This window comes from Streptomyces palmae, from assembly GCF_004684805.1.
In the GTDB taxonomy this organism is placed as follows: Bacteria; Actinomycetota; Actinomycetes; order Streptomycetales; family Streptomycetaceae; genus Streptomyces; species Streptomyces palmae.
In genome coordinates, this window is the sequence record NZ_SRID01000102.1 from 1 (window position 1) to 18,671 (window position 18,671).

The following is an 18,671-nucleotide window of genomic DNA, read 5'->3' on the forward strand; positions in this document are numbered from 1 at the left end:
CCTCCCCGTCCCCGTCCTCCCTGCCCGCGCCGGAGCGGCTGCACCTGCCGCCCGCCGCGCGCCCGGACCCCGCCATGTTCCCGCCGCGGCCCCGGCGCCCCCGTGAACCCTCGCTGCCGCGTTCCTACCCGGTCCGGCTGAAGATCCCCTCGATCAAGGTGAACGCACCGTTCACCGAGCTCACCCTGGACAAGTCCGGACGGCTGCAGGCGCCGCCGCCCAACGACAAGAACCTGGTCGGCTGGTTCCGGGACGGCGCCTCCCCCGGCGAGCGGGGCAACGCCATCGTCGCCGGGCATGTGGACACCAAGACGGGACCGGCGGTGTTCTATCCGCTCAGCGCGCTCAAGACCAAGTCCAAGGTGGTCGTGGAGCGGGCGGACGGGGTCCGGGCCACCTTCGTGGTGGACGAGGTCTCCGTCTTCTCCAAGAAGAAGTTCCCCAACAAGCGCGTCTACGGCGAGACCTACGATCCTCAGCTGCGGCTGATCACCTGCGGCGGCAGTTATGACCGCAAGGTGAAGGACTACACCGCCAACGTGGTGGTCTTCGCCCATCTGGACTCCTTCACCTGGAGCTGAGACCTCTCCCCGACGGGGGCGGGCCCGAGAGCGGGCCGCGAACGGGAGCCGGCCGGACGGACAGTCAGTCCTCACGGCTGGGCTCCCGCTCGCGGCCCGCTCGTTCAGGTGGTGCCACCGGCCACGGTGGCGTGGAAGGCGTGCAGATACGGGTTGACGGGCTGGATGGTGTCGACCTCCAGCCCCGCCTCCGCCATCCGGTTCAGCAGGCTCTCCCTGGTGTGCTTGCGCCCGCCGACGTTCAGGAGCAGCAGCAGGTCCATGGCGGTGGTGAACCGCATCGACAGGCTGTCGTCGACGAGGTTCTCGATGACGACGACCCGGGCGCCGGGGCGGGCGGCGGCCACCACGTTGCGCAGCGTTCGCCGGGTGCTCTCGTCGTCCCACTCCAGGATGTTCTTGATGATGTACAGGTCGGCGTCCACCGGGATCTCACGCCGGGCGTCGCCCGCCACCAGGGCGGTCCGCGCGGCGAGCGCGCCGCCCTCCCGGAGCCGGGGGTCGGCGCCGGCGACGACCTTGGGCAGGTCGAGCAGGGTGCCGCGGACCTCGGGGTGCTTCTCCAGCAGACTGGCCAGGACGTGCCCCTGGCCGCCCCCGATGTCGGCGACATGCTCGACGCCCGACAGATCGAGGAGCTCGGCGACGTCGGCCGCCGACTGCCGGCTGGAGGCGGTCATGGCCTTGTCGAAGATCCGGGCGGACTCGCCCGCGTCGTCGTGCAGGTAGTGGAAGAAGTCCTTGCCGTGCAGCCCGTGGAAGACATGGCTGCCGGTGCGGACGGCCTCGTCCAGCAGCGGCCACGCCTGCCAGGTCCAGGGCTCGGTGCACCACAGCGCGATGTACCGCAGGCTGTTCGGCGCGTCGTCGCGCAGCAGCCGGGACATCTCGGTGTGGGCGAACCGGCCGTCCGGGGTCTCGGTGAAGATCCCGTCGCAGGACAGCGCGCGCAGCAGCCGCCGCAGCGACTGCGGTTCGGCGCCCACGTCGGCCGCCAGTCGCTCGGCGGTGGCCGGGGTGTCGTCCAGGGCGTCGGCAACACCCAGGCGGGCCACGGCACGCACCGCGGCGGCCCGCGCCGCGCCGAAGACGATCTCCCGCAGCCGCATGGCGGTCTGGGGCACGGACTGCTCGACCCGCAGGGGTGTGGCGGTCATCTCAGCACCACCCCTCGGGCAGCGAGCGGCCGCAGCGGTTGCCGGTGAGGACGTTGCCGGGACTCCGCTCGGGGTCCGCGAGATCGGCGGGCCGGTTGTCGACGACCTCGTTGTCCCGGATCACGTTGCGGGTGTTGGGGGCGCCCACCACGCTCTTGAACAGCACGACCCCGCCGGACATCGGCGAGGCGCCGGTGTTGCCGCGCACCTGGTTGTCCGTCACCCGGGTGTCCTCGGCTCCGGTGAGCAGGATGCCGGTGCCCTGGATGTAGGGCAGCCGCCCGGAGGCCGGGCAGTAGCGGTTGTTGTGCTCCACCTGGTTGTCGTGTACGTCCAGGGATCCGGCGCGCGGGGTCGACTCGTCGCCGACCACGAAGACGCCGCCGCAGTTGTCGTGGATGGCGTTGTCCTCCACGGACAGCTCGCGGGCCCGGCGGATTACCACGCCGATGCGGTTCCCGGTGAGCCGGTTGTGGGCGATGACCGCCCCCCGGGTGTCGATGGCGCCGCCCTCGCTGTCCGTCATGTTGGCGAGGAAGATGCCCGACTGGCCGTTGTCGCGGGAGGTGTTGCCGGTGAGCCGGCCGCGGGTGGACCGCTCCTGGCTGATGCCCTGCTGGCCGTTGTGCTCCACCCGCACCCCGCTGACGCTCATCCGGTCGGTGCGGTTGGCGTGGATGCCGTCCTTGGCGAAGCCGGAGACGGTCAGCGCGCGGATGGACACCCGGGACACCGGCTCCGCGGGGGTGCCGGTGACGCAGATGCCGTGACCGGCGGCGGCGCAGTCATCGGCCGCGGCGGCCTTGGTGGTGCTCTTGGGTGCCGGGCTGATCACGGTCGCCGGCCCGGTGCCGCTCAGGGTGAGACCGGAGACGCCGATCCGCACGCTCTCCTGGTAGTGGCCGGGGGCGATCATGACCGTGTCGCCGGGCCTGGCGGCGTCCACGGCGGCCTGGATCGATTCACCGGGATGGACCACGCGGACATGGCCGTCGTGCCCTGGGTCGGCGAACGCGGCCGGCATCGCGGCGACTTCCAGGACGGCAAGGGCTGCGAGGGGCGCCAGGGGGCGCAGCTTTCGTATGTACATGCCTGGAAACTATGAGTGACCATCGAGTTTCGCCACTTGTGTAGGGATATGTACGAGATGGTGGCGAGGCCCGCCCGGTCAGCTCGCAAGCGGTCCGGCCAGCTCCGCGAAGGTCTCGGTGAGGCGTTCGACCGCCTGGGCCACTCGGGTGAGTTCGCCCGGCTCGGGGGCGTCCAGCGCCTCCTGGAGCTGCTGCGGGCCGGTCCCCAGCAACGGCAGGAGCGGCAACCGCACCCGCAGCGCGTGCGGGGCGTCGCCGAACAGGTGACCGCCGGCCACCGACATGCCCAGGCGCCGGGTGAGGAGGTCCGCGAGTTCGACCGAGTCGGTGATGCCGCGGGCGCTCAGCGGCTCGCGGAGTTCGGACAGGTCGGCGTAGAGCCGGCGGCCGGCCTGCGGGGGCAATCCGAGCACCCCGACGGTGGTGAGCGCCAGGTGCGTCGCGGCGCCGACCGCGCCGCACGCCCGGGCCGAGGCGGCGGTGCGGGCCCGGACCGCCGCCGGTTCGGTGAGTGCCAGGGCGGCCGCCGCGGCGACCGGCGCGGACAGCTCACCGCGCACCGCGGCGAGCATCGCCAGTGCCCGGCCGCGCAGGGCCGCCCCGGCCGCGGTGGCCGGGAAGCGGGCGATCGCGGCGGGCCAGCCGGGTGGGGTGAGCCCGCCCGCCAGATCGGCCAGCACCACCACCTGGCCGGGGAGCATCTCGGCGGGGCTGAGCAGCACATCGGCGTGCTGCGGCCGGTGCACGGTGTCCCGCCAGGACTCATCGCTGATGATCAGCATCCCCTCCTGCCCCGCCGCCTCGCACACTTCGTGCAGCAGCTCCGGCGGCGGCACCGTACCGGTGGGGTCATCGGCCACCGACAGCACCAGCACCCGCGGCGCGCCGCCCTCGGTCCGTACCCGCCGCACCGTCTCCAGCAGTGCGAAGGAGTCCGGCACTCCGCCGCATTCGACGGGCACCGGCACGTGATAGGCGGGTCGCCCGACCAGTCGGGCCAGCGGGGCGTACCAGGCCGCGCAGGGGCGGCACAGCAGCACATCGCCGCCGATCGCGGCCAGCAGCGCCAGCAGCAGCGGCTGGGCACCGGGGGCCGCCAGCACCTGACCGGGATCGGCCGGCAGCCCGCGCCGGGACCAGTAGCCGCAGGCCGCCTCGTGCAGCTCGGGGGCGCCGCCGGGCGGCTCGGCGGCGGTCCGGCCGGCGGCCTCGGCGAACCGCGCCGCGAGCTCCGGCAGCACCGGCAGCGCGTCGTGCGGATCCACCGGAACCGGGGCCGGGATCGGTTGCCGCCGGTCCATTGCCAGCTCCCTCCGATGGCGTATGCGGGGTATGGCGTATGCGGGGGTATGCGGGTGCTGTCCACCTTCGCAGATCCGCCGCCCCGGACTGGCGGGCGACACGTGACCGCTTGCCGCGTGGCGCACCGGGGCACGCTTCGGCCGTCCGCCCCGGGCCCGCTTCCCGGCCGCCCGTCCCGCGTGGCGCGCCGGTCCCCCTTCGGGCGCCCGTCCCGTACACGCACCGGCTCCCGCCTCGGGCGCCCAACCCGCGCGACGCGCCAGGCCCCGCTTCCGCCGCCCACCCCATGTCGCACCGGGCCCCGTTTCGGCCGTCCGTCCTCGGCTACCCGTGGCGGTGCCGGCAATTCCGCCGATCGACGCGAAGGACGTGAGGACCATGCGGGTGGCCTTTCTGATGGCCCACGAAGGAGTGGAGCAGGTCGAGCTGACCGAACCCTGGCAGGCGGTACACCACGGAGGCGGCGATCCCGTGCTGGTCTCCACCAAGCCGGGCCGGATCCAGGCGTTCAACCACCTCGACAAGGCCGACACCTTCCCGGTGGACGCGGTGGTCAAGGACGTCTCGGTCCAGGACTACGTCGGGCTGGTGCTGCCGGGCGGTGTGGCCAACCCCGACGCGCTGCGCATGGACCCGGACGCGGTCGCCTTCGTCAAGGGCTTCTTCGAGGCGGGCAAACCGGTGGCCGCCATCTGCCACGCCCCCTGGACGCTGGTGGAGGCCGACGTGGTGCGCGGTCGCACCCTGACGTCCTGGCCCAGCCTGCGCACCGACATCCGCAACGCGGGCGGCACCTGGGTGGACGAGCAGGTGCAGGTGTGCGAGGCGGCCCCCTCCACCCTGGTGACCAGCCGGAAGCCCGACGACCTCAAGGCGTTCGCGGAGGCCTTCGTACCGCTGTTCTCCCATGTGGCACAGGAGGCGCAGTCGGCACTGTGACCCCGTAGGCCGCCGCGGCAGGGTGACGTACGGAGGAGAGAGCGTGGGCGGCGCCCCGTGGCCGTTGTGGACCGCGCCGGCGCCGCATGCCGACCGCGGGCGCTCGCTCGGGCGGTCGCCGCGAGACGGTCAGGCCCGGCGGCCCAGCAGGGCCAGCAGCTTGGTCTGCACATCGGCCCCGCGCGGCGGATCGACCGGGGCGGCGAACAGGCCGCTCTCCTCCAGGTCCGCCGCGTAGGGGGTGACCTCACGCACCGAGAAGGCCACCAGATCGTCCGGGAGGTGTTCGTCGGCACCGATACCGCGCGCCAGGTCCCAGGCGTGCACCACGGCGTCCATGATCATCTGGGAGCAGTAGTGCGCGGCCGGGGTGTCGCCGAAGGAGAGGTGCACGGTGCGCTCCAGGGCGCCGGGAGCGCGGAAGGCGTCCTTGGCGGCCGCGGCGGCGCGCTCCCAGACGGCCACCGGGTCATCGCCCAGCACGTCCCCGTCGAAGGCGTCGCCCTGATCCTCGATGGTGGAGCCCTCCGCGACCAGCGGGGGTACCCAGAGCTGCTCGGCGGTCAGGTGGTTCACCAGGTCCCGTACCGACCATTCGGTGCACGGGGTGGCGGCGTCCCACTGGTCGGGACGGATCGCGCGCACCTTCTCGGAGAACAGGTCGAGAGCCTCGGCGTGCCTGGTCAGCAGCGGATTCTGCTTGGTGCGGTCAGCCATGGCCCCCATTCTCCCCGCGCCCTGGCCACCCGGCGAGCGTTGTTCACCCGTGCCCGACGCGCCGGGCGTCGGCCGACACGTGGGGCGGACCGCCGACGGCGGGGACCACCCGGGGCGGCCGGACCGATCGCCGTCGAGGCGGCCGCCGGCTCGGCGGAGGCGTTCGGGACCGAGCGTCCGAAGGGCGCGTGACCTCGGGGAGGCGTTCGGGGCCCGAGCGTTCGGGGCCCGAGCGTCCGGAGGGCGCGTGACTTCCGGGATGCCTTCCGCACTGGCCGTCGAGGGGGCGAATGGCTCTGGGCAGGCGTTCGGGCACGGGCCCCTGACCTCCCGTGCCCGAACCATGGCCACTCGCACGGCCAACCTCCGGGTCCCCCCGAAACGCGCCATGAAACCCCGCGGGCCCGGCTGGTTCGCAGCGGATGGGGTACGTCTGTGTGGCCCGCGTCCGAACGGGTACCCGATCCGGATCCACTGCCGGCACTAGGAGGACGGCATGCAACGAGGCAGCGACCGGATGAGCGCACGCCGGGACGACGAGATGAAGCACGAGCTGAACAGCCTGCTGCGCGCCGGGCACCCCACCCGGGCCGAGGAGTGGCACGACCCGGAGCCGGCGGCGGAGGACGACCCCCGACCGGGGGTGGGTCCGGCGGTCCAGCCCGGCACCAGCGGGGGGTACGAGGCGATGCGGTTCGAGCTGGCACGCCAGCTGGCGCGCACCCCCTTCCCGGCCAAGCGCAGCGCGCTCCTGCACACCCTGCACGAGCGCAACGCCCCTGACCGAGTGATCGAACAGGTGGAGTCGCTGCAGCCGGACCGCACCTACCGCACCGTGGAGGACGTCGCCTCGGAGATCAGCGAGGGCGGCCAGTCCTACTGACCGGCACCGGCGAGCACCGTTCGCCCCCAGGGCCCCGCCCGCGCGGCGGGGCCCGCCGCTGTCCGCTCCGGCCGCAGACCGCATCCCGAGACGGTGCTTCTGCGATACGAGATGGCGGCGTAGCGTGGCCGCACCGTCGCCGGATGCTCGATCAGCGGCCCACCGGCCGCTCGAAGGGGGAGTACCGCATGCCGAAGGACACCGCCGTCTACACCCATGGGCACCATGAGTCGGTGCTCCGCTCGCACAGCCGGCGCACCGCCGCCGATTCGGCCGCCTACCTCCTCGACCGGCTGCGCCCCGGCATGTCGTTGCTGGACGTCGGCTGCGGTCCGGGGACCATCACCGCCGACCTGGCGGAGCTGGTGGCGCCGGGACGGGTCACCGCGGTCGACACGTCGGCGCCGGTGCTGGAGCGGGCCCGCGCGGTGGCCGAGGAGCGCGGGCTGACCGGTGTCCGCTTCACGGTCGCCGACGTCCTCGGGCTGGATTTCCCCGATGGTTCCTTCGACGTGGTCCACGCCCACCAGGTGCTCCAGCACGTCGGCGACCCGGTGGCCGCGCTGCGCGAGATGCGCCGGGTGTGCCGGCCCGGTGGGGTGGTCGCGGCCCGCGACGCCGACTACGCCGCGATGGCCTGGTATCCGGCCGTCCCCGGCCTGGAGGAGTGGCGGGAGCTGTACGGCCGGGTGGCGCGGGCCAACGGGGGCGAGCCGGACGCCGGGCGGCGGCTGCACGCCTGGGCCCGGCAGGCCGGGTTCGGCGGGATCACCGCGACCGCCGGCACCTGGTGCTACAGCACGCCCCAGGAGCGGTCCTGGTGGAGCGGGATGTGGGCGGACCGCGTCCTCGCCTCCGACTTCGCCCGCTCCGCGGTGGAGGGCGGGTACGCCACCGAGTCGGAGCTGCGGCGCCTCTCGGACGCCTGGCGGGAGTGGGGCGCCCGCCCCGAGGGCTGGTTCAGCGTGCTGCACGGCGAGATCCTGTGCGAGGTGGCGGAACTCGGCCCCACCGGCTGACCGGCCCGGGCCCGGCGGCCTGGGAGTCCGCCGCCGGCGACCCCGCCCACCGACCGGCCCGAGGCCCGGCGCCGGGCGACCCCACCGACTGACCGGCCCGAGGCCCACCGCCGCGGAGCGACCCTTCGACTGGGCAGCCCCAACCCACCACCGAACCGCCCCACCCACCGACCGGCCCGAAGCCCGACGCCGCGGGGTGGCCCACCCCCGGGCCGGCCGGTGCCCGTCACCGAACGGCGGCGCCTGGCCAAGGTCGGCAACTCCCGGAATCCGGCCCGGCGCACCAACTAGGCTCGCCCGCATGGACATTCTGGGGACTTCACTGCGGGTGTGTGTCGACGATCTGGACAAGGCCATCGAGGTCTACGAGCGGCTCACCGGCGCCGAGGCCATGCGTTTTCAGCGCGGGAGCGTGGCGGTCGCCGCCGTGGGCTGCTTCTTCCTGATGAGCGGTCCGGAGGCGGAGCTGTCCATCCTGCGGAAGGTCACCGCCACCATCGCGGTGCAGGACGTGGACCAGGCACACGCCGATCTGACCGCCGTGGGCGCCCAGATCATCGCCGGCCCGCTGCCCACCCCCATCGGCCGCAATCTGGTGGCCCGGCACCCCGACGGCTCGGTCTTCGAGTACGTGGACCGGCGGCCGGCGAACGCGGCCTGAGCGGAGCCCGGCACCCCGGGGTCTCGGGCGCCGAGGACCCCGGGGTGCGTCAGTCCGGCGCGGTCCGGCTCCGGTCGGCCTCCTGGAGCATCTCCACGGTGATCGCCCAGCGGTCGTGGTCACGCCAGGCGCCGTCGATGAACAGGAAGTCGGGCGAGAACCCCTCCAGCCGGAACCCGAGCCTGCGCACCAGGGCGGTCGAGGCCAGGTTGCCGGGCTGGACGTTGGCCTCCAGCCGGTGCAGCCCCAGCGGGCCGAAGGCGTACCGCATCACCAGCTCCAGCCCCTCGGTGAGGTGGCCGCGCCCGGCGTGCGGGGCGAAGGCCCCGTAGCCCACCGCGCCGCACTGGAAGGCCCCCCGGCAGATGTTGTTGATGTTGACGAACCCGGCGATCTCGTCCGTCTCCCGGGCGCAGACCAGGAAGCCCTCGCGATCCGGCTGCTCCAGCCGGGTGATGTACTCGCCGAACCCCTCCTCGGTGGTGGCCAGGGAGAGCCAGGGGTGGTGCAGGCCGGTGCTGAGCCGGGCGAGGCGGACGAACTCCGCCCCGTCCGTGCGCCGGATGGGCCGGATCGCGGTGCGCGCGCTCTCGGCGAGATAGCGGGAGTCGGTCATCGGCGGTCCGTCCCCGGGCTCGGAAGGGTGCCGGCGGCACGGGGCACGGGCAGCTCGCCGCGGGCCCCGCGGTCCGGTTCGGCGCCCTCCCGGACAGGGGTGGCGCACGCCTGCCCCCGAGCGCTGCCCCGGTGGGCGGGACCGGCCTCCCAGCGGGCCGGGTCAGTGCCCCAGGGCCCGGGCGGGCGTGCCCAGCGCGTGGGGCCGCCGTCGAAGTCCACCGGGGACAGGGCGTACCGCATTCGGCCCAACGGACCGTCCAGCTCGTCCAGATACCGCTCCTGGTCCTCGGCGCGCCCCTCGGCCGGCGGCCGCGCGGAGGCGTACGGGGTGGGGCCGGCCAAGGTGCCGCCGGTCAGCCAGGCCGCGGTCTGCGCCAGCGCCAGCCGTACGGTCCGGGTGCCGCCCTCGGCGTACTGATCGGTCACCGCCCGGAGCGCCGCGGCCGCCAGCAGGTATCCGGTGCCGTGGTCGAGGGCCTGGGCGGGCAGCACACCGGGGCGGCCGTCCGGGTCGGCCGGATCCGCCTCGATCATCGCGATCCCGCAGGCTGCCTGCACCACGCTGTCGAAACCGCGCCGCCGGTGCCACGGGCCGCCCTCGCCCCACGCGCTCAACTGCCCGATCACCAGGCCCGGTCGGCGCTCACCGAGGGCTTCCGGGGTCAGCCCGAAGCGGTCCAGCGCCCCGGGCCGGTAGCCGGTGACCACCAGGTCGGCGGCGGACAGCAGCTCCTCGAAGACCGCACGGTCGGTGCGGCGGCCCAGATGCAGCACCGTGGAACGCTTGCCGAAGCCGGTGTCGGCGTGCGCGTCGGCGCTCTCCGGCAGTTCGGGAGCGTCGATCCGCAGCACATCCGCGCCCAGCAGCGCGAGCGTTCGGGTCGCCACCGGCCCGGCGGTGACCCGGGTCAGATCGAGCACCCGCAGTCCGGCGGCCGGGGCCGCGGGCGAGGCCGGGGTGCGGGGCCGCGGCGCGGCACTGTCGATCCGCTCCCGGGCCAGCAGCGGACGGGCCGCCACCAGGGCCCCTTGCGGGTGGCGCGCCCACTCCTCGGGGGTGCGCACCGCCACCGCCAGACCGCCGGCCGCGTACACCGCTTCCTCGACGTCCGCTGCGCGGCGCCCGGCCAGCTCGGCCGCGACCCGGTCGACCAGCGCCTCCTCGGAGCGACGGTCACCCGCGCCGGACCCGCCGCCGTGGAGCCCCAGGGCGGCGAGGAGACGGGCGCGGTGGTGCGGGTAGTTGGCGTGGGTGCGGACCCAGCCGTCGGCCGTGCGCCAGAAGCGGGACAGCGGGGCGAAGTTCGTCAGGGCACGCCCGTCGATCCGCAGCCGGCGCTCGCTCAGGAAGGCGGTGGCCACCGCGCCGTCCTCCACCCGCACCCGCGGTACGGAGGTGCGGTCCGCAGCGCGCGCGGCGGAGAGTTCGGCCGCGGCCAGGGCGCAGACCGCCACCGTGGCACGGGCCAGCCGCTGCACCGGCAGCCGGGCGGCCAGCACCGGCCCCACGGTCGACTGCTCCATCGCGGCCGGCAGCGCGGGATCCCCACCGAGCGCCGCCCAGACCGGCGCGGCGTCCTCGGCCCCAGGTGAAGTGATCATGCGGGCAGTCTGCCACCGCGGCCGTCCGGGATCCATGGAACGTGCCGCCCCGCCCGCCGCGGCATGGACGGCACGGCCGCCCCACACACACGCGTCCACCCCGGTGGCGGTGCCACGGGCACCCACGGAACGGAACGTCCCGCGTGGCGGAGTCACGGGCGCCGGCGGAACGAGAACGCCCCGGAGCGGCGCCACCGGCGCCGACCGGTCAGGAACATCCCCGCGGGACCCTCCGTCGGCGCGAGGCGGCGGGCAGGACCGCGCCCCTCTCCTGGGTCCAGGATGTGCGGCCGGAGCGGCCGCGCATCCCCATCGGACGGTCGGCTACTTTGTCGGGGCGAGCCCCAGGACGGCGCAGGCCCCCGCGTAACCCGGGGCGAGGTGGTCCAGCGGGAGGTCGAACAGGGTCCACGCGCCGACCGGCACCGGCTGCGGGCCGGTGCCCAGGTAGTCCAGCGCCGGGTCCCGGGACAGGCCGGTGCCCAGCCCCTTGAGGTAGGCCTCCTTCCGCGTCCAGCAGCGGGCGAAGGCCGCGGGCCGCTCGGCCGCCGGCAGGGCGGCCAGTTCGGCCCGCTCGCGCGCGTGCAGGCTCGGGGAGACCTGGTCCACCACCTCGACCGGCTGCAGCCGCTCCACATCCGCGCCGATCGGTGTCCCGGCGAAGGCGAACAGCACCAGGTCGCCCGCGTGCGACATGTTGAAGTGCAGCGGGGCGCCGGCGACGGCCGGCCTCCCGTGCGGCTTCCCGCACCCCGGGCACGGCTCGCGGATGAACGGCACCGCGGCCGGCTCCAGGTCCAGATAGGCGCCGAGCAGGAACCGCAGCCCGCTGTGCGCCGCGCGGTACCGCACCTGGTCCTCGGCGCGGACGAAGGCGGCGGCGCGCTCCCGCTCCGCCGCGTCGAGCACCTTGTCCGGCGCCTCGCCCTCCGGCGAGGCGCCGTAGACCGGCACGTTGAGCGCCCACATCTGCGGCGGGCCCGGCCAGCCGTCGCCGACAGCGGCGGGCAGCGCGTCCTGTCCCAGCACCCTGACTTCGGTCATCGATCGCTCTCCCCCCAGTGGTACGGCGACGGCCGCCGCCTCGGATCACGGTACCGGCGCGGCCCACCGGCGCGGGCGGCAACCGCGAGGCCCGGCGGCGGCCTTGGACTCGCTACCCGCTCAGCGGGACCATCGGCACGTCCGCCCGCCCCAGGCCGAAGGTCTGGTCGTACAGGGAGAGTTCGGCCTCCAGGGCCCGCACCATGGTCTCCGCCCGCCGGAACCCGTGGCCCTCGCCCTCGAAGGCGAGGTAGGCGTGGCGGATCCCGCGCCCGGCCACCGCGGCCAGGAAGCGCTCGCACTGGACGGGCGGGCAGATCGGATCCGCCAGCCCCTGGAGCAGCAGGAACGGCGCGGTGACCCGATCCGCGCGGTGCACCGGCGCCCGGTCCCGGTACCGCTCGGGCACCTCGGCCAGGGGCCCGATCAGGCTGTCCAGATAGCGGGACTCGAAGTCGTGGGTGCCGTCATCGGCCCAGCCCGCCAGGTCCAGCACCGGGTAGATGATGGTGCCGCAGGCGTACAGGGTGGTGGAGGTCAGCGAGGCGGCGGTGGTCCAACCGCCCGCGCTGCCGCCCCGGATGGCCAACCGGGCGCGGTCGGCCTCGCCCGCCTCGGCCAGTGCCTCGGCGACCGCCGCGCAGTCCTCGACGTCCACCACGCCCCAGTTCTCCCGGAGCCGGTCGCGGTAGGCGCGGCCGTAACCGGTGGAGCCGCCGTAGTTGACCTCCGCCACCCCGATGCCCCGGGAGGTGAAGTAGGCGATCTCCAGGTCCAGCACGAGCGGGGAGCGGGAGGTGGGGCCCCCGTGCACCCACACCACGAACGGCGGGGCGGCGCCCTCGGGGCCGGTGAACCCGGGGTGGTGCGGCGGGTGGATGTGGGCGTGGACGTCCCGGCCGTCCGGCCCCTTGAAGACCCGCGAGTGGGAGCGGGGGTAGTAGGCCGGGTCGATCGGGTCGCTGTGCTCGGCGCCGATCACCCGGGTGCGGCCGGTGCGGGTGTCCAGTTCGACGACCTCGTAGCCGCGGTGCGGGCCGGCCGCGACGCCGACCACCCGGGTGCCGTGGGCCGCGAGGGTCGGCTCCCACTCCGTCCACGGCCCCGGCGCGTCGACGAGTTCGCCGCTCTCCGGGTCGAGGACGCCCAGCCGCTGGGCGCCCAGGCCGTGCACGACCGCCACCAGCCCGCTCTCCAGGGGCAGGAACCAGCGCTGGCCGATCCGCCACAGCGGGCCGCCGAACTCCTCCTGGCGCGGACAGAGCGCGGCTCCCGCGGACTCGGGCCGGCGGGGGTCGAGCCGCCGCAGGTTCCACCAGCCGCCGGCGTCGGAGGAGAGCAGCAGGGTGCCGTCCGCGGCCCACTCGACCTGGCAGACCGACTCCGCCGTGCCGTCCGTGCCGCGGGCCGGGCCCTGGTCGCCGGCCGCCTGCCGAACGTCGGTGAAGCGGCCGTCGGCGGTCACCTCGGCGAGCATCACCGCGGTGCCGTCCCAGGGCATCCGCGGGTGGTCCCAGGCGATCCAGGCCGCCTGCCGGCCGTCGGGCGACAGCCGCGGGCCGGTCACGAACCGGTGGGCGCCGTCGGTCAGTTCCCGGATCGCGCCGCGATCCTCGGCGGCCGAGCCGTCCAGCGGCACCGCGGCGATGACCCGCCGCAGGTCGCTGGCGGCCTCGCCGGTGAACTCCTCCAGCACCGCCCAGACCTCACCGCGCTCCGCGTCCAGCCGCAGGTCCGCCCAGCGCAGCCCGCCGCCGACCGGGGAGAGCGGGGTGAGCGGCCTGGGCTCCGCCCCGCTGTCCGGCTGGTAGGCGTACAGCCGCTGGTCGGCGAAGTGGGCGAAGACGATCAGCGGCCCGCCGTCCGCCCCGGCCGCGCCCGCCGCTCCGACCCAAGGGGTGCCGCCGTACTCCATCACCCGGCTGCGGACGTTCCACGGGGCGGGCAGCGCGGACTCCTCCGCACCGTCCGCCCGCCGCCGCATCAGGGTGCGCCGGCCGCCCTCGGCCGGGCGCGGCGCGGTCCACCACACCTCGTCGCCGACCACGCCGACGTACTCGGGCCGGCCGTCGTGCGATGCCGCCAGCGCGGCGTCGATCGGTGAACTCCAGGTCCCGTACGGGGCCGTGGACGCCATCTGTCATGCCTCCTGCAAGAAGTGGTCGAGAACCCGCACGCCGAAGTGGAGCGCGTCGACCGGGACCCGCTCGTCCACGCCGTGGAAGAGCGCCTGGTAGTCGAAGCCCGCGGGGAGCTTCAGCGGGGAGAAGCCGTAGCCGGCGATGCCCAGCCGGGAGAACTGCTTGGCGTCCGTGCCTCCGGACATGCAGTACGGCACCACGTGCGCGTCCGGGTCGAAGTACCGCACGGCGGCGCGCATCGCCGCGAAGCTCGGGGAGTCCACCGGCGCCTGCAAGGCGACCTCCCGGTGGTGGAAGTCCCAGTCCACGTGCGGTCCGGTGAGGGCGTCCAGGGTGGTCCGGAACTCCTCCTCGCCGCCGGGTACCACCCGCCCGTCGACATAGGCGGTGGCCGAGCCCGGGATGACGTTCACCTTGTACCCGGCTTCCAGCACCGTGGGGTTGGTGCTGTTCCGCACGGTCGGCGCCACCAGCGCGGCGGCCGGTCCCAGCTTGGCCAGCAGTTCGTCCACGTCGAAGTCCGGCGCGTCCAGGTCGGCCCGGATGTCCTGGAGCGCGGCCAGCTCGGTGAGCGCGGCGCGCACCGTGGGGGTCAGCCGGACCGGCCAGTCGTACTCACCGATCCTGGCGACCGCCGCGGCCAGCCGGCTGACCGCGTTGGCCCGGGCGATCTTGGAGCCGTGGCCCGCGGTGCCGTGCGCGGTCAGCCGGAGCCAGGCGGTGCCGCGCTCCCCGGCGGCGATCGGGTAGATCCGGCGGCCGGACCCGGCGTGGAAGGTGAAGGCACCCGACTCGCTGATCCCCTCGGTGCAGCCCTCGAAGAGGTCCGCGTGCCGGTCGGCGAGGAAGCCCGAGCCGACCTCCGCGCTGTCCTCCTCGTCCGCGGTGAAGGCCAGCACGATGTCCCGGCGGGGGCGCACCCCGGCCCGCGCCCAGGCCCGCACCACCGCGAGGACCATGGCGTCCATGTTCTTCATGTCGATCGCGCCGCGGCCCCACACCACCCCGTCGCGGATCTCGCCGGAGAAGGGGTGCACGCTCCAGTCGGCGGGCTCGGCCGGGACCACGTCCAGATGGCCGTGCACCAGCAGCGCGCCGGCGCCGGGGTCGGTGCCCTCCAGCCGGGCCACCACATTGGTGCGGCCCGGCGCGCACTCCAGCAGGGTCGGGGCGATGTCCACCTCGCTGAGCAGGTCGGCGACGTACTCGGCGGCGGGCCGCTCGCGGCAGTCCCCGCCGCCCCGGTTGGTGGTGTCGATGCGGATCAGGTCCGAGGTGAACCGCACCACCTCGTCCAGCGCCTGCTGGTCCACGGCGTCGTAACGGTCAGCCATACTGCTCCTCCACCGCGGCCGACACGACGGTGGTGACCGCCTTGAAGCAGCGGATGCCCTCGTACATGGTCGGGGAGGTGTACGCCACGCGGCGCTCCCCGCTGCGCTCCACCCCGGGCACCACGGTGGCCGCCCCGGCCAGGTGCTCGGCGTCGAACTCCAACTCGATCTCGAACGGGCCGGTGTGCCGCGGCTCGTGCCGGATGGCCAGCGCCGCCGCCTCCTTGGCCGCGGACCGGATGTCGGCCGCGGTGCGCGCGGGGGTGCGGCACACCGCGGCGTACCGCGAGACATAGTCCTTGACCGCCACATGGCGGGCGCCCGGGGCGTATGCCTCGGCGTCCAGGCAGGTCCGGTCGTCGCCGGTGACCAGCACCACCGGCACCCCGTACTCGGCGACGACCAGGGAGTTCAGCAGACCCTCGCTGGCCCGCACCCCGCCGACCCAGACCCCGGTGATGGAGTTGGCCAGATAGGTGTGGGCCAGCACGCCCTCGGCTCCCGCCCCGGTGTGGTAGCCGATGAACGCTATGCCGTCCACATCGCCGTGCTGCACCCCCTCGACCATGCTCAGGCTCTTGTGCCGGCCGGTGAGCATCTCCGCCCGCTCGTCCAGCTCCTCCAGCAGCAGGTTGCGCATGGTCCAGTGGGCCTCGTTGACGAGCACCTGGTCGGCGCCGCCGTCGAAGAAACCGGCGATCGCCGCGCTCACGTCGGAGGTGAACAGCCGGCGGCAGCGCTCCCACTGCGGGGTACCGGGCAGCACGTCGGCCGGCCAGGTCACCCCGGTGGCGCCCTCCATGTCGGCGCTGATCAGGATCTTCATGTCAGGCACGTTACGCGCTGCCGGACGCCCCGACCAGGCCTGTGGATAACCCGTTCGGCCGATCCCGGCGGGGTGCCCGCGGTCGCCCCGCGGGCACCGGTACCGCGCCCTTCCCCGAAGGCCGCGCTCCGGCATATTCCTTCAGGGCGGCCTGTCCCGCGAGGGCCTCAGTCCTCGTAGCCCAGTTGCAGGTCGCGCTCGGTGCGTCCGCCCCCGGCGACCTGGAGCACGGTGGCCACCGGCGGGTAGCCGGCGGCGATCACCGTGTACTCGCCGGCGGACAGGTCGATGAAGCGGAACGCCCCGTCGGCGCCGGTGGTGACGGTGTCCACCACGTTGCCGGCGGCGTCCAGCAGGGTGACCCGGGCGTCCTCCACCAGCCGGCCGCCGGTGGCCCGCACCACGCCGCGCAGCACCGCCCCGCCCGCCAGCTCCACGTCCTGCCGGGTCTCCCGGGCGGCCTGCACGCTCACCGGCAGCGCGGCGGGCCGGAACGCGGGGGCGCTGGAGGCCAGGGTGTACTCCCCCGCCACCAACTCGCCGATCACATAGCCGCCTTCGCGTCCGGTGCGGGTGGAGGCCACCACCTCGCCGCGCACATCGGTGAGGGTCACCATGGCGTCCCGCACCGGGGTGCCGTCGGCGGTGTGCACCGTGCCGGTGAGCCGGCCGGCGCCGCCCAGCACCACGTCCAGCTCCACCGGGCGTTCGCCCACCGTGACGGTGACCGCCTGCGGCTGGTGGCCGCCGGCCGCGGCGATCAGCACATACGATCCGGGCCCGGGCGTGGCCAGCGCGTACCGCCCGTCCTCACCGCTCGCCCCGCGCCCGACCTGCCGGCCCCCGACGTCGATCAGGGTGAGCGCGGCCCGGGGCACCGTGGTGCCGTCGTGGTGGGCGACGGTGCCGCAGACCGGGATCCCGGCGGTGAAGACGGCGCCGGGCACACCGGCCTGCGGGGCGGGTGCGGCGACCCGCGCGACGGGCACCGTCTGGTCGGGTGCGGCGGCGTGTTCGGGAGCGGCGTGATCGGTGGCCGCGGCGTGTTCGGTGGTGGACACCAGGGGTTTCTCCTTGAGGAGGAAGGCGAGCAGGCAGCCCAGGACGAGTACCGGTACGAGGTAGAGGAAGATCCGGGGCATGGCGTCGGCGTACGCGGTGACATACCCGTCGCGCAGGGCGGCGGGCAGCGCGTGGACCATATCCGGGGTGATGGACTGGGGGTCGGGGAGGCGTCCGTCGGCGGGCAGTTCGGCGGCCAGCCGGTCGGCGAGGCGGTGCGCGAGCACGGTGCCGAAGACGGCGGCCCCGACGCTGCCGCCGATCTGCCGGAAGTAGTTGTTGGCACTGGTGGCGGCGCCGAGGTCGGCCGGATCCACGGAGTTCTGCACGGCGAGCACCAGCACCGGCATCACCAGCCCCACGCCCAACCCCAGGACCAGCATGAACAGGCTGTACGCGGGCCGGGAGGTGTCCTTCTCCATGAGGGACAGCAGCCACATGCCGGCCGCGGCGACCGCGCAGCCGGCGATCGGGTAGACGCGGTAGCTGCCGGTGCGGCTGATCAGCGCCCCGGACACCACGGAGGCCAGGACCAGACCGGCCATCATGGGCAGCATCAGCAGCCCGGACTCGGTGGCGCTGGCGCCGTCCACCATCTGAAGGAAGGTCGGCAGGTAGTTGGCCGCGCCGAACAGCCCCACCCCGATCACCGCGCCGACCCCCGCGGTGACGTTGAAGATGGAGTCCCGGAACAGCCGCGGCGGCATGATCGGCTCGGGTACGAACCTCTCGACCAGCCCGAAGAGCACCGTGCTGACGACCGCGCCGGCGCCCAGGCTCAGGATCATCCGGGAGTCCCAGGCGTACTCGGTGCCGCCCCAACTGGTGATCAGCACCAGGCAGGTGGAGGCGGCGGCCAGGAGCACGGCGCCCAGCATGTCGAACCGGGCCTTGACGGCGGGCTTGGGGAGCCGCAGTACGGCGATCACCACGGCCAGGGTGAGCAGCCCGAAGGGCACGTTGACGTAGAAGCACCAGCGCCAGGAGGCGTGGTCGGTGAAGAAGCCGCCGAGTAGGGGGCCGGCCACCGAGGCGAGCCCGTAGGTGGCGCTGATCAGGCCCATGTAGTGGCCGCGCTGACGGGGCGGCACGATGTCCGCCATGATCGCCTGCACCCCGATCATCAGACCGCCGCCGCCCACTCCCTGGACCGCCCGGCCGATGATCATCTGGTCCATGGTGTGGGCCCAGCCGGCATAGGCGGAACCGGCCACGAAGACCACGATCGCGAAGACGAACACGCCCTTGCGGCCCAGCAGGTCGCCGGCCTTGCCGTAGATCGGCAGCACCACCGTCGAGGCGAGCAGGTAGGAGGTCACCGCCCAGGACATCGAGTCCAGGCCGTGCAGTTCACCGACGATCTCGGGGAGCGCGGTGGCCACGATGGTCTGGTCGAGCGCCGCCAGCAGCAGGGTCAGCATCAGGCCGAGGAAGACCATGCGCACCCGGGCCGGGCTGAGCTGGACCGGCGCCGTGTCCTGGGCGGGGGCCGCCTCGGTCGGCGGTGCCGGGGCCGGGGCTGGTGCCGCGTCGGCCACGGGAGCCGTGTCCGGGGCCCACGGCAGGTCGGGGGCCGGGGCCGCGGTCCGGGTCGTTCCGGGTGCCTCGCCCGGACCGGCCGTCCCGGTGGCCGCCCACCGGGGCCGGCCGCGCTCGGTGGCGGTGGCGTGGGGGTCGGCCGCGGAGTACGGGAC

At 74.5% G+C, this 18,671-nt stretch carries 16 protein-coding genes; 5 read left to right on the forward strand and 11 right to left on the reverse strand.

The window, feature by feature from the left end; genetic code table 11:
• Nucleotides 1-581, forward strand: a 581-nt coding sequence (locus E4099_RS13515) for a class F sortase (protein ID WP_245244810.1), incomplete at its 5' end; no start/stop codon positions are given.
• A 104-nt stretch (nucleotides 582-685) separates the two neighbouring features.
• Here E4099_RS13515 and E4099_RS13520 read toward each other — a convergent pair.
• The 3 genes from E4099_RS13520 to E4099_RS13530 form a co-directional block, all read right to left on the reverse strand.
• Nucleotides 686-1,738, reverse strand: coding sequence for a methyltransferase (locus E4099_RS13520; protein ID WP_135339277.1), 1,053 nt, complete (start codon nucleotides 1,736-1,738; stop codon nucleotides 686-688).
• A 1-nt stretch (nucleotide 1,739) separates the two neighbouring features.
• Nucleotides 1,740-2,828 (reverse strand): right-handed parallel beta-helix repeat-containing protein, encoded by a 1,089-nt coding sequence (locus tag E4099_RS13525; protein ID WP_135339278.1) that lies wholly within the window; start codon nucleotides 2,826-2,828, stop codon nucleotides 1,740-1,742.
• Between the two features lie 78 nt (nucleotides 2,829-2,906).
• Nucleotides 2,907-4,130: an aminotransferase class I/II-fold pyridoxal phosphate-dependent enzyme gene (locus E4099_RS13530; RefSeq protein WP_135339279.1), complete on the reverse strand. Its 1,224-nt coding sequence runs from the start codon at nucleotides 4,128-4,130 to the stop codon at nucleotides 2,907-2,909.
• Nucleotides 4,131-4,509: 379 nt separating this feature from the next.
• On the opposite strand from E4099_RS13530, the gene E4099_RS13535 reads away from it, so the two are divergent.
• Nucleotides 4,510-5,070 (forward strand): type 1 glutamine amidotransferase domain-containing protein, encoded by a 561-nt coding sequence (locus tag E4099_RS13535; RefSeq protein WP_135339280.1) that lies wholly within the window; start codon nucleotides 4,510-4,512, stop codon nucleotides 5,068-5,070.
• A gap of 129 nt (nucleotides 5,071-5,199) precedes the next feature.
• On the opposite strand, the gene E4099_RS13540 is transcribed toward E4099_RS13535, so the two are convergent.
• Nucleotides 5,200-5,787 carry a TIGR03086 family metal-binding protein gene (locus E4099_RS13540; RefSeq protein WP_135339281.1) on the reverse strand — a complete coding sequence of 196 codons (588 nt, stop codon included), beginning with the start codon at nucleotides 5,785-5,787 and terminating at the stop codon, nucleotides 5,200-5,202.
• A 496-nt stretch (nucleotides 5,788-6,283) separates the two neighbouring features.
• On the opposite strand from E4099_RS13540, the gene E4099_RS13545 reads away from it, so the two are divergent.
• From E4099_RS13545 to E4099_RS13555, 3 genes are all read left to right on the forward strand, one after another.
• Nucleotides 6,284-6,670, forward strand: a complete 387-nt coding sequence (locus E4099_RS13545; protein WP_135339282.1) for a DUF2795 domain-containing protein — start codon at nucleotides 6,284-6,286, stop codon at nucleotides 6,668-6,670.
• Between the two features lie 188 nt (nucleotides 6,671-6,858).
• Nucleotides 6,859-7,689: a class I SAM-dependent methyltransferase gene (locus tag E4099_RS13550; protein ID WP_135339291.1), complete on the forward strand. Its 831-nt coding sequence runs from the start codon at nucleotides 6,859-6,861 to the stop codon at nucleotides 7,687-7,689.
• Between the two features lie 301 nt (nucleotides 7,690-7,990).
• Nucleotides 7,991-8,350 carry a VOC family protein gene (locus E4099_RS13555; protein ID WP_135339283.1) on the forward strand — a complete coding sequence of 120 codons (360 nt, stop codon included), beginning with the start codon at nucleotides 7,991-7,993 and terminating at the stop codon, nucleotides 8,348-8,350.
• 49 nt (nucleotides 8,351-8,399) lie between these two features.
• On the opposite strand, the gene E4099_RS13560 is transcribed toward E4099_RS13555, so the two are convergent.
• The 7 genes from E4099_RS13560 to E4099_RS13590 all read right to left on the reverse strand — a co-directional run bounded on the left by E4099_RS13560 (nucleotide 8,400) and on the right by E4099_RS13590 (nucleotide 18,542).
• Complete coding sequence (locus tag E4099_RS13560; protein ID WP_135339284.1) at nucleotides 8,400-8,966, reverse strand: GNAT family N-acetyltransferase; 567 nt, start codon at nucleotides 8,964-8,966, stop codon at nucleotides 8,400-8,402.
• The gene (locus E4099_RS13565; protein WP_135339285.1) at nucleotides 8,963-10,570 is read right to left on the reverse strand and encodes a CoA transferase; all 1,608 of its coding nucleotides are present in this window, start codon (nucleotides 10,568-10,570) and stop codon (nucleotides 8,963-8,965) included. Before E4099_RS13565 ends, E4099_RS13560 begins: the two co-directional genes overlap by 4 nt.
• A gap of 324 nt (nucleotides 10,571-10,894) precedes the next feature.
• Entirely contained in the window at nucleotides 10,895-11,614 is a 720-nt protein-coding gene (locus E4099_RS13570; RefSeq protein ID WP_135339286.1) for a 4'-phosphopantetheinyl transferase family protein, read from the reverse strand.
• Nucleotides 11,615-11,726: 112 nt separating this feature from the next.
• Complete coding sequence (locus E4099_RS13575) at nucleotides 11,727-13,751, reverse strand: prolyl oligopeptidase family serine peptidase (RefSeq protein ID WP_135339287.1); 2,025 nt, start codon at nucleotides 13,749-13,751, stop codon at nucleotides 11,727-11,729.
• A gap of 3 nt (nucleotides 13,752-13,754) precedes the next feature.
• A complete protein-coding gene (locus tag E4099_RS13580; protein ID WP_135339288.1) occupies nucleotides 13,755-15,089 on the reverse strand; it encodes a M20/M25/M40 family metallo-hydrolase in 1,335 nt (444 codons plus the stop codon).
• On the reverse strand, nucleotides 15,082-15,915 hold the full coding sequence (locus E4099_RS13585; protein WP_135339289.1) for a M55 family metallopeptidase: 834 nt from the start codon (nucleotides 15,913-15,915) through the stop codon (nucleotides 15,082-15,084). The genes E4099_RS13580 and E4099_RS13585 overlap by 8 nt, the downstream gene beginning before the upstream one ends.
• Nucleotides 15,916-16,082: 167 nt before the next feature.
• Entirely contained in the window at nucleotides 16,083-18,542 is a 2,460-nt protein-coding gene (locus E4099_RS13590; RefSeq protein ID WP_245244811.1) for an MFS transporter, read from the reverse strand.
• Nucleotides 18,543-18,671: the final 129 nt, after the last annotated feature.